This is a genomic window from Lysobacter sp. M15 (assembly GCF_022662515.1).
Taxonomy (GTDB): Bacteria; Pseudomonadota; Gammaproteobacteria; order Xanthomonadales; family Xanthomonadaceae; genus JAKPBU01.
The window spans coordinates 318811-330134 of the sequence record NZ_JAKPBV010000012.1 but is presented as its reverse complement, the minus strand read 5'-3'; the positions used below and the strand labels follow the sequence as shown (position 1 = coordinate 330134).

Annotated in this window: 7 protein-coding genes and 1 tRNA gene; 6 read left to right on the top strand and 2 right to left on the bottom strand. The window is 68.8% G+C overall.

Annotation, left to right across the window (positions count from 1 at the left end; all coding sequences use genetic code 11):
* Positions 1 to 6: 6 nt before the first annotated feature.
* Positions 7 to 375 carry a nuclear transport factor 2 family protein gene (locus MC380_RS13130; protein ID WP_242101792.1) on the bottom strand — a complete coding sequence of 123 codons (369 nt, stop codon included), beginning with the start codon at positions 373 to 375 and terminating at the stop codon, positions 7 to 9.
* 215 nt (positions 376 to 590) lie between these two features.
* On the opposite strand from MC380_RS13130, the gene MC380_RS13125 reads away from it, so the two are divergent.
* The gene (locus MC380_RS13125) at positions 591 to 2900 is read left to right on the top strand and encodes a GH92 family glycosyl hydrolase (RefSeq protein ID WP_242102939.1); all 2310 of its coding nucleotides are present in this window, start codon (positions 591 to 593) and stop codon (positions 2898 to 2900) included.
* A gap of 54 nt (positions 2901 to 2954) precedes the next feature.
* Positions 2955 to 3030 (top strand) — tRNA-Ile (locus MC380_RS13120).
* A gap of 100 nt (positions 3031 to 3130) precedes the next feature.
* Here the strand turns inward: MC380_RS13120 and MC380_RS13115 are convergent.
* Positions 3131 to 3568 (bottom strand): universal stress protein, encoded by a 438-nt coding sequence (locus MC380_RS13115; protein WP_242101791.1) that lies wholly within the window; start codon positions 3566 to 3568, stop codon positions 3131 to 3133.
* Between the two features lie 330 nt (positions 3569 to 3898).
* Here MC380_RS13115 and MC380_RS13110 point away from each other — a divergent pair, with 330 nt between their 5' ends.
* The 4 genes from MC380_RS13110 to MC380_RS13095 all read left to right on the top strand — a co-directional run bounded on the left by MC380_RS13110 (position 3899) and on the right by MC380_RS13095 (position 11236).
* Positions 3899 to 6241 carry a winged helix-turn-helix domain-containing protein gene (locus MC380_RS13110; RefSeq protein WP_242101790.1) on the top strand — a complete coding sequence of 781 codons (2343 nt, stop codon included), beginning with the start codon at positions 3899 to 3901 and terminating at the stop codon, positions 6239 to 6241.
* A 290-nt stretch (positions 6242 to 6531) separates the two neighbouring features.
* The gene (locus MC380_RS13105) at positions 6532 to 8577 is read left to right on the top strand and encodes a hypothetical protein (protein ID WP_242165264.1); all 2046 of its coding nucleotides are present in this window, start codon (positions 6532 to 6534) and stop codon (positions 8575 to 8577) included.
* Between the two features lie 262 nt (positions 8578 to 8839).
* Positions 8840 to 9931 (top strand): ribosome small subunit-dependent GTPase A, encoded by a 1092-nt coding sequence (gene rsgA / locus MC380_RS13100; RefSeq protein ID WP_242101788.1) that lies wholly within the window; start codon positions 8840 to 8842, stop codon positions 9929 to 9931.
* A 42-nt stretch (positions 9932 to 9973) separates the two neighbouring features.
* Complete coding sequence (locus MC380_RS13095) at positions 9974 to 11236, top strand: flavohemoglobin expression-modulating QEGLA motif protein (protein ID WP_242101787.1); 1263 nt, start codon at positions 9974 to 9976, stop codon at positions 11234 to 11236.
* Positions 11237 to 11324 lie beyond the last annotated feature (88 nt).

Genomic DNA, 11324 nt, shown 5'->3' with positions numbered 1-11324 from the left:
AACGCGTCAGGCGTCGTAGAAGAACTGCTCGCGCACGATCTTGCCGTCGCGCACTTGGTAGACGCAGATTTCCTCCATCTGCATCCGGCCGCGCCCCTTGAAGGTCGCATCCATCGTCAGCGGCAACGCGAACCAGTTACCGGCCACGATCGGCTCGCCGACGCTGCCATCGTGCACCTGTTCGAGCCCTTCCGACCAGGCTTGGCTCTTCGCCCTGATCGCGTCCAGGCCCCTCACGTTGCCGAGCGGGCCTTCGGCCATCGCCGGCATCTCGATGTTCTCGGCGTCGGCGGCGAACAACTCGTCGTAGACCTGTTCGTACTTGCCTTCACGGCAAAGTTCGACCAGGCGGTCGGCGATCTGTCGTGTGCTCATGCGCATGCTCCTCGGTGGGAGGCGCAGCATGCGTCCGCGCTGCTGACATCCTGGTGTCAGCAGCCCGCGATCGTTGCGCATGCCCGACTGGCGCACGGCGGCGTACTGCCCGGAGCGCGTGTCGCATGGTAGTTTCCCGCGGACCGCAGCTGACGGGAACGGAGAATGGAATGCGCAAGGCAAACGGCGGCACGGTCGCGCTGGGCATGCTGGCGATGATGGTTGGCATGGCAACCGCCGATGCGGCCGATGTGACGACCGCAGCGGGGGAACGCGCCTACGCCGCGGTCGATCCGTTCATCGGCACCGGGGGCGAAGGCCACACCTTTCCCGGCGCAGTGGTGCCGTTCGGCATGGTGCAGCTGAGCCCCGATACCCGCATCCAGCCGCGCAAGGACGCCTACGGCTGGGCCGCGGGCTACCGCCACAGCGACGACACCATCGTTGGCTTCTCGCATACGCATTTCTCCGGCACCGGGCATTCCGACCTGGGCGACATCCTGCTGATGCCGGTGTCGGGCGAGTCCAAGCTCGAGCGCGGTGACCCGGCCCAGCCGGGTAGTGGTTACACCTCGCGCTACGCGCACGACACCGAGCAGGCCGAACCCGGGTACTACGCGGTCACCCTGGCCGATCACGCAGTGCGCGCCGAGCTCACCGCGACCGCGCGCGTCGGCGTGCATCGCTACGCGTTCCCGCAGGGCGAACCCGCACACGTGATCGTGGATCTGCGCACCTCGATGTACGACTACCCGGGCAAGGTCCTGTGGTCGCGCCTGCGCGTGCATGCCGATGGCACCATCACGGGTTTTCGCGAAACCCGCGGCTGGGCGCCGGGGCGGCAGCTGCACTTCGCCCTGCGCTTTTCGCAGCCGCTCAACGCTCATGCGCTGCACGACACCGAGCAGGACGTTCCGTACAAGGGCTTTCCGCCGCCGGGCGACAAGGATCCCAGCCAGCGCGCGCAGATCGAAGGACGCCAGCTGGTCGCGCGCTTCGACTTCGGCGACCTGCGCGGCAAGCCGCTGCTGGCCAAGCTCGCGATCTCCCCGGTGAGCGAAGCCGGCGCGATCGCCAACCTCGATGCCGAAGTGCCGGAGTGGGATTTCGACGGCGTACGCCTTGCCGCGAAACAGGCCTGGGCCGAGGCGCTCGGCGTGGTCGATGCGCAGGGCAGCGAGGACCAGCGCAGGAGTTTCTATACGGCCCTCTATCACGCGTTCATGGGGCCGAGCCTGTTCATGGACGTCGACGGCCGCTACCGCGGCCCGGACAACGCCGTGCATGAAGCCAAAGGATTCACCCACTACTCGACCTTTTCGCTGTGGGACACGTACCGTGCCCTGCATCCGCTGCTGACCATCGTGCAGCCGGAGCGGCGCAATGCCGACTTCGTCAACTCGCTGCTCGCCGCGCAGCGCCACAGCCCCTATGGCGTGTTGCCGATCTGGTCGTTCCACGGCCTGGAGACGTGGTGCATGATCGGCTATCACGCGGTACCGGTGATTGCGGACGCATACCTGAAGGGTATCCGCGGATTTGATGCCGACGCGGCGCTCGCGGCCATGGTCGCCAGCGCCAGCTACGGTCCCTACGACGGCATCCGCCAGTACATGGAGCTGGGGTACGTGCCGATCGACGAGGAAGGCGAAGCGGCCTCCAAGACGCTCGAATACGCCTTCGATGACTGGACCATCCACCGCATGGCCGAGGCGATGGGCCGCGATGATGTCGCTTCTGCGTTCGCCAAGCGCGCTGCCAACTGGAAGCACGCCTTCGACCCCGAGACCGGCTTCATGCGCGCGCGCAAGCGCGATGGCGCGTTCCGCACGCCGTTCGATCCGGATGCCAGCGGCTACGGCACCGATTACACCGAGGGCAACGCCTGGCAGTACTCGTGGTACGTGCCGCAGGATGTGGCCGGGCTGGCGCAGGCGCACGGCGGCGCCGACCCGCTGCTGGCCAGGCTCGATGAGGTCTTCGACGCGAAGGTCGACCCGAAGGTGTTCGAGCACATGGAGGACATCACCGGGCTGATCGGCTGGTACGCGCACGGCAACGAACCCAGCCATCACGTGGCCTATCTGTATGCGCATGCCGGACAGCCGTGGCGCACCCAGGCGCGGCTGAAGCAGATCATGGACACCCAGTACAAGCCCACGCCAGAGGGCCTGGCCGGCAACGACGACCTGGGCCAGATGTCGGCCTGGTACGTGTTCACCGCGCTCGGCTTCTATCCGGTGGCGCCGGGCAGCAACGAATACATCCTGGGCCGCCCGTTCCTGCCAAGCGCCACCCTGCGCCTGCCCAACGGCAAGCGCTTCACGGTGATCGCCGACAGGCTCGACGATGCGCACACCTATGTCGGCAGCGTCAGCCTCAACGGCAAGCCACTCGCGCGCGCCTTCCTGCGCCACGAGGAACTGATGGCCGGCGGCGAACTGCGCTTCACCATGCAGGCCGAGCCGAACCGCGACTGGCCCGGGGCGGGCGCCGAGCATCCGTATTCCATGTCGATGCGGTGAGTTCCCCGCCGGGAACACGGCGATCGCCGATGGCCTAGAATTTCTGCGCTGTGCGGGCCTATAGCTCAATGGTTAGAGCAGAGGACTCATAATCCTTTGGTTCCAGGTTCGAGTCCTGGTGGGCCCACCACTGCGCAAACCCGTAGGCCGCCTGCATTCCCCGCACCGTGGGGCTTGCCTGCACTCCGCAGCCGCTCCGTCGCGGCTTCGCACGCAATTGCCGCCCGGCATTAGCGATAGACCAGCACCGGCACGTTGCCGTGGGTGAGCACCTTCTGCGTCTCGCTGCCCAGCAGCAGGCCCTTGACGCCGCGACGTCCGTGCGAGGCCATCACGATCAGGTCGCAGTCACGCTCGGTAGCGGTCTTGAGGATGTCCGCGTAAGGGTGGTCGCTGGTCGTCGACACCGTGTCGCACGCCACGCCGGCAGTCCGGGCCGCGCTCTCGATCACCCCGAGCATGTTCGCCGTCTGTTCCGCGCTTACCCGCAGGTATTCCTCGCGCGTGAATTCCAGCTGCATCCATTCGTGCGTGAAGGTATGGAACGGGGGCGCGGCGTGGAAACCGGTGACCCGGGCGCCCATGGCCTTGGCCAGTGCGACACCATGCTCGATCGCGAGCAGCGACAGCTCCGAGCCGTCGGTAGGTAGCAGGATGTGCTTGAACATGTCCGATCCTCCTCGAGGTGGCTTGTGCGCTTCGAGCGCAACATCGCAGATCCCTCGCTGCGAGCCTTGACCTGAGTCAACTTCGCCACGGGTGATGGCGTAGCAAGCCCGCCTTGAAACCGGGAATGGGATCGCATGCCCTGACCTGAGGTGCGGTCGGGGAAGGCGCTGGCGTGCGGCCGATGGGTCAGCAGCATGTAGCTGCCAGCGCCATGCAGGCTGCTGTCGAATCGGCGTGAATGGGATCCAGGCACGGCCCGCTCGGGGATCCGGCGGTCAGGCGCCGGGGAGTCGGGAGGGGCCACGTTCCGCGTGCCAGAATATCGGCGCATGACACCGGCGCGGTTCAAATTCGGCGCGTTCGTCCTTGATCCGGCCGTCCGTGAGCTCACCCGCGATGGGGCGCCGATCGCGCTTCCCGTGCGTGCATTCCATTGTCTGCGTTACCTGATCGAACATCGCGATCGCGCCGTCGGCAGGGACGAACTTGCTCTTGCGGTGTTCGGCCGCAGCAACGTGTCCGATGCGCAGATCGGCCAGATCGTGCTGCGTGCGCGTAGGGCGGTCAGCGACGACGGGCATGCCCAGAACGCAATCCGCACCGTGCCGCGGTTCGGCTTTCGCTGGGTCGCCGAAACCCAGGTCGACTCCGGAGAAGCGGCGCGCCTGTCGCAGGCGGCGGTCGTCCCGGAACAGGCAGACCCCCTGGGCATCCAGACGCACGCAGGCATCGAAGGCTCCGCACCCGATCTGGCAGCGGCGCAGACGCCCCCAATCGCAAATGCTGCCCGCTCGCGCGGACGGCGCGCGTGGTGGACGACTGCTGGCCTGGCGCTTCTGTTGACCGCGGCTGTGGGCGCGGCGTGGTGGTGGCGCGGGGCGAAGGTCCAGGATGTACAAACCGGCGCGCCGTCCGTGACCCTGGTGCTGCCGACCGAAGTGCGCGGTGCGCGCGATGCGGCCTGGATCCGCCTCGGCCTGATGGATTTCATCGCCGACCGCATGCGCAGGGCGGGCCTTGCGGTGCCGCCGAGCGAGAACACGCTGGTGATGATCGGGGATGGGTCGGGTGGGGCCGGGGCAGTCACCAGCGGTCGGCGCACCGTGCGCAGCACGGCCGAGCACCGCAACGGCATCTGGCGCGTGAGCCTGCAGGGCAGCAACGACGACGGCACCCGCAACAGCGCCGTCGGCGAGGATGCGGATCTGCTGACTGCCGCCAGGCATGCCAGCGATCGGTTGCTCTCCGCGCTGGGTCGGCCGGCGCAGGCGGGCCAGCAGGATCTCGGCCTGCAGGAGCGTCTGCAGCGCGCACGCGCCGCCATGCTGAGCAACGAGCTCGAGACGGCCCGCAGGATTCTCGCCGCCGCCCCGGAACTGCAGCGCAACACGCCCGAACTGCTGTATCAACTGGCGCGGATCGAATTTCGCGAAGGCCGTTTCGAACAGGGACTGGCGGGGCTGAACCGCGCCCTGGCCACGCCTGCCGGCCACGAGCCGCTGTTTCGCGCGCGGCTGTTGAATGCACGCGGCGCGATGCACGTGCGCCTGGAGAAAAGCACCGACGCCGAACGCGATTTCGCCGCGGCCATCGCCGTGGTCGATCCTGCCCGCCACCACGCCGAGCTGGCGCAGGCGCTGACCGGCCGCGGCGTTGCCCGGGCGATGCAGGGCCGCTTCGACGCTGCGCTGGCCGATCTGGGGCAGGCCCGGGTGCAGGCCCTGCGCGCCGGCGACCCGCTGGCGGCCTCGCGCATCGACGCTAATCTCGGCCAGCTGGAGATGGACCGCGACCGCCCGGCCCAGGCTCTGCAATACCTCGCGCAGGCGGCCAGGGACTTCGAACGCTACGGGGCCGTCAACGAACTGGTGACGGCGCGCTCGTCCCTGGTCGGTGTCAACCTGCGCCTGCTCCGACCACAGGCGGCCTGGGAGCAGAGCGAGCGGGCATGGGCCCTGCGCGAACGGATCCGCGACCCGGCACAGCTCGGCACGCTGACCCTGGATCGCGCCGAGGTCCTGCTGCGGCTCGGCAAACTGGGCGCCGCGCGCGCGTTGCTGGATGCCCCTTCGGCCCGCAACGTGCCGCCGGGCGACATCCAGCGTCGCGGTTTCCTGTTGATGGAAGCGGCCTGGCGCGGGGGCGAGACGCCGACGGCATTGCACATGGTGAACGGAATTCTGCAGACCTCCGCGCCGGGCGCCGGTCCGCGGCTACAGGCATGGCTGCGGCTGCGCCAGCGCCAGATCGGCCTGCGCGCGGATGCGCCGCCCTTGCCCTGGCCGCCGGACCTGCGGGCACCGGCATGGATGGCCACGCTGGCCCGAGCGGTTGCGGAGCGGCAGGCAGGGCGCGAAGCCGCCGCCGACGCCGCCTACCAGGAGGCGTTGCGAGTGGTGGAGTCGGCGGGGGTGCCGGAAGACGTGCTGGAAACGGTCGCCGACTACGCGCCCTGGCTGATCGAGCGGGGTCGCCTGGCCGAAGCCAGCGCGCTTGTAGGTCGGGTGGCGCCCTGGGCCGAGCAGGACTTCGACGCCGCCGTGCTGCAGTGGCAGCTCTATCAGGCCCTGGACCAGGACGCCTTGGCCGGCCGGGCACTGGTGCACGCCCGCGCGCTCGCGGGTGAGCGGCCGCTGCCAAATGGGATGACGGAGTCGCCGCCGGCCCTGTAGCGACACTCGTGCGGGCTTCCGGCGCGCGGATCATGTGGTTGTAGGCAAACGATCATGCCGTTGGAATGACACGGCCGGGCCCGGCGGTAGCGTGGGCGGAATCCGATGCCCTGCTTGGCGCAAGGCGTACGCACAGGTCCTGCAGCCGCGTTACTGATCGCGAGGCCGCCAACGCACATCGAACAAGCTTCATCGTGGTGCGGCTACGCCGGCCGCATCGACCCTGTTGACCCAGGACCCCCCGCGACGGATCGCACGGCCGTTCCCACATCCCCCATCGGAGTTGTTCCATGAAGATCCGTAGACACCTCGCCATTGCCGCCGCCTGGGCTGCGTTGATGGCGACGGCATTCGCCGCCGGTAACATCGCCCTGCAAGGCAGCGCGCCGCAGGCCGCGCGCACCGGCACGGCAAAGCCCCTGCTTGCCGAAGGCGATCGCACCGGCGCCGCCGCCGCAGCCGGCCAGCAGACCGCGCGCAAACCGCTCAGCCTGAAAACCTCGGTGGGCGGAGACCTCAGCCAACCGCTCGCCTACGGCGATCTGGTCTACGTGCCGACCGGCCGCAGGGTGTCCGTCTGGAATTACGCCAACCCGGCCATGCCGGTGCTGGCCGGTAGCGCGGACATGGCCCCGGGCGTGATCCAGGGACTGGCCCGGCACGGTAAATATCTGTACGCGAGCTGGCGCGAAGGCAGCTGTCGTCGCGGCGGCGTGGTGGTGTATTCGCTCGCCAATCCGCAGCGGCCGCGCCGGGTTGGCGAAGTGGCCGGGTATGCCGGCGATGCCGAGCGGACCTGCGCCGCGGGCATCGCGGTTGCACACAACCGTTTGTACCTGTTCGATACCGAAAACGATCTCTACGTCGGCAGCCTGGCCGATCCGCGCCGGCCGCGGCTGCGCGCCGCGGGCATCGGCCCGGGGGCCGGAACCCTGGTCGCGGCCAGCGGCAATCTGCTGTATGCCGGCGGCAAGAGCTTCCTGTTCGGCTACCTGCTGCGCACCATCGACATTTCCGTGCCGGATGCGCCCAGGGAAGCGGCGTTCTACTCTTCGCCAGGCACCGAGATCGTCAACGTGGGCTTCCAGGCGCCGTACGCGTACGGCTTCGGCCACTCGCTCAGCGTGCTGGACATGTCCGATCCCGCCCAGGTCCAGCTGGTCGGCAGCACCGAGATGCCCTACGGCGCACTGACCGGGATGCGGCTCGGCCAGCACGTCTACACCGGCGGCTTCCACGGCCTGGACGTGTGGTCGGTGGCCGATCCGGCGCAGCCGATGTTCATGGCCAACCATGATCTGCGCACCTTCGCCGCGCGCCATGCGCTGCCGCTGCGCGACGACCTGGGCCTGATGCTGGGCAGCGACGACCGCCTGCTGGCGATCGACGGACGCAACCCGGACAAGCCGCAGTTCGCCAGCGAACGCGTCCAGCCCGGTGGCGTCAATCCGATGGATGTGGGCTTCGTCGATGGCTATGCCGTGCTGTTGCAGTACGACTACGGCATCACCGTGGCCAATCCGAACACGCTCGTGCCGCTGGCACGCCTGGAACCGCCGCTGCCCGACGACATGGAAGCGCGCGGCTACACCGCGATGACCGTGCACGGCAAGACTGCTTACCTGGCGGTATGGGGCTATGGCCTGATCGTGGTCGACCTGTCCGCGCCGCTCAAGCCGAGGGAAATCGCGCGCCTGGAATACCCGTATGCATCGAGCGTCGCGGTCATCGGCAACCGCCTGTACGTGGGCAAGAACACCAATGGCCCGAGCATGGGCGTGGTCGACATCACCGACCCATCCAACCCCGTGCTGGTGTCCAACTGGTGGATGCCCGACGCACCCTGGGCGATGGCCGCGCAGGGCGGCATCCTGTACTCGGCCGAAGCGGGAAGTTCGGAGATCATCTACGGCGGTGTGCGCATCATCGATGCCTCGGATCCGCATAACCTGGTGGAACTGGCGCGCTGGGACGCCGATTGCGATTCGGCGACCGGGCTGTCCCTGGACGCGGCGCGCTCGCTGCTTTACGTCGCCTGCCGCCGCGGCCTGCGCATCCTCGACGTGTCCAATGCCAAGGCCCCGCGGCTGGTCGCCGCCACCCCGGCCGATCCTGACGCCACCACCTTTTCCGCGGTGGCGGTGCGCGGCAATCGGGCCTGGTACGGCAGCGGCAACGGCATCGAGGAATACGATGTGAGCGTGCCCTCCGCGCCGCGCCTGCTCAAGCGCACCTCGATCGCGGGCTACGAGCCGGTCCAGATGCGCAACGCGCCCGACGGCAGCCTGTTCGCCACCACCCAGGCGGCGGGCGTGCAGATCCTGACGGCGAAGTGATCCACGCGTAGCGGCTGAAACCCTGCGGGCCATGATGGCCCGCAGGCATCCCGACCGGCATCGCGAAGGCGATCGCCGGTTCGGGTTGTTGCCGGGGTCCGCGAACATGGGATGGGTGGACGTGTTCCGATCCGATTGGCTGCGATGACGGGGACGGCCCGCCACAAGGGCTAAGATGTGGCCAGGCCATCGAAACGAACGCGCCTGCGAGCGGCGTTGGCCGCCACGCCCGCCCTGGGAACGTCCATATGCGCAACATCCCGTGACATCGCTGCGCGCCATCGGTTGGCCCTACGCCGACCAGGCCGAGGATGCGCAGTGGCGGGCGATGATTGCGGCGCATCCCACCGCGCGCGTCGCGCGGGTGATGGAACAGCATCGCTCGGGTTACATCGTCACCGAGGCGCCCGATGCGGGCTATCCGGCCGAATCACTGCCCGAGTGGCAGCGTCCAAAGACGCCACCGGACCAGCGCCCTGCCGTCGGGGACTGGGTGCTGGTGGAAGGCGAACCGTCGGGAAAACCACGGATCGTGGCGCTGCTGCCGCGGCACAGCGCGATCAAGCGCGGCGCGGCGGGCGAGCATTACAAGCAGCAGCTGATCGCGGCCAACATCGACACCGTGTTCGTCGTGTGTGGCCTGGATGCGGACTTCAACCCGCGCCGGATCGAGCGCTATCTGCTGCTGATCGCCGGGAGCGGCACCACTCCGGTCGTAGTGCTGACCAAGGCCGATCGCGAGGGCAGCGATGCGGAGGCCGCGCGCGAAGCGTTGGCCGACATCGCGGCCCAGGGCGTGGCGGTCATCGCGCTCAACGCCAAGGATCTGGCGAGCGTGGATGCGCTGGCGCCATGGCTGCAGCCGGGCCGCACCGTGGTGCTGGTCGGCTCTTCAGGCGCGGGCAAATCCACGCTGACCAACACCCTGCTCGGCATCGAGAAGATGAAGACCAGCACGGTGCGTGAAAGCGACGCGCGCGGGCGCCACACCACCACCTATCGCGCGCTGATCCCGTTGCCGTCCGGCGCCTGCCTGATCGACACGCCCGGCATGCGCGAGCTCAAGCCGACCGGCGAGGAGAACGTGGCGGAGAGCTTCGCCGACGTCGAAGCACTGGCGGAGCAGTGCAGGTTCCGCGATTGCCGGCACGCCGGCGAACCCGGTTGCGCGGTGCGCGCGGCGATCCAGGCCGGCACGCTCGACCCGGATCGCTTCGCCAACTACCTCAAGCTGCGCGACGAGGTCGCCGGCGCCGCCAACCAGCTGGCGACGCGGCTGGCGCAGAAGGCCGACGCGCGGGTGCAGGGCAAGGCGCTCAACAAGCGCCTCGACGACAAGTATGGACGGCACTGAGATTGACTCCCTTCCCCATGAGCGGGGGAAGGAGCGGGGTTGATGGCCGAGCTCGCACCCGAGATCGCCCACCACGCCGCGCTGGACGCGCGCATGGTCAAGGTCGCGCGCAGCATCCGCCTGCTGGAATTGGCGAGCTGGCCGGTCTCGCTGCAGGCGCCATTCCTGGACAGCTGGAATGCCGGCCGGCCGCGGCTGCCGGTGGTGGACTATCCGAAGCTGGATTTCACCGAGGCCCGGCGCGAACTGGACGCGGTCAGCGCCGCGGCCGATCCGCAGCACCCGCTCGGGATCTACCTGATCGAATCGGCGCGCAGCTGGTCCACCGCCGCCGCGCTGCTGGAAGTGCTGGGCACCACGCAGGTACGCAGCCATTCCGAGGCCCTGTTCGGGCGCCCCGACGAAGCCTTGCCCGGCAACGGCCCGAGCACCCGCGAAGCCGCACGCCACTTCATCGCCCTGGCCAACGAACTGGATCGCGAGCTGCTGGCGCCGTCGGAGCAGGTGGCGGTCTCGGCCACGTCGCTGCAGTTGCAGCTGCAGGCCGCGCTGGACAGCTTCTTCAACGCGCGCCTGATCGAAGTGGTGATCGACCCGGGCATGATCGCCAAGGCCGCCGCGGGCGCCACCCGCATCCGCCTGCGCGCGGGCGCCGCGTTCTCCGACTACGACCGCCACCAGCTATTGCACCACGAGGCCTTCGTGCATTCGCTCACCGCGCTCAACGGCCGCGAGCAGCCGGTGCTGGCGAGCATGTCGCTGGCCTCGCCGCGCACGACCGCGACCCAGGAAGGTCTGGCCACGTTTGCCGAGCAGATCACCGGCAGCATCGACATCGAGCGCATGAAGCGCGTGAGCCTGCGCATCGAGGCGATCGCGATGGCGCTGGACGGCGCCGATTTCATCCAGGTGTTCCGCTATTTCCTCGACGCCGGACAGAACGAGACCGAAAGCTTCTCGTCGGCCCAGCGGGTGTTTCGCGGCGTCCCGCTCACTGGAGGGTCCGCTTTCACCAAGGACACCGTTTACCTGCGCGGGCTGATCGGCGTCCATACCTTCTTCCGCTGGGCGTTGCGCGAGCAGAAGCTCAAGCTGTGCCGGCAGCTGTTCGCCGGCAAGATGACCCTCGGCGACGTACGTCGCCTGCAGCCGCTGGCCGACGCGGGCGTGATCGCGCCGCCGCGCTGGCTGCCCGAATGGGTCGCGCGTGCGAACGGACTGGCCGGGATGCTGGCGTTCTCGCTGTTCGCCAACCGGATCCGGCTGGACCAGGTCTCGGCCGAGGCGCCCGACTTCGACGTGTAGGGCGCCGCGATCAGCCGCCCGCTGCGGCTGCTCCCGAGCCGCCGCAGCGGGCTGGGACAGACACGCCCCGCCACAAGGCGGATGCCTC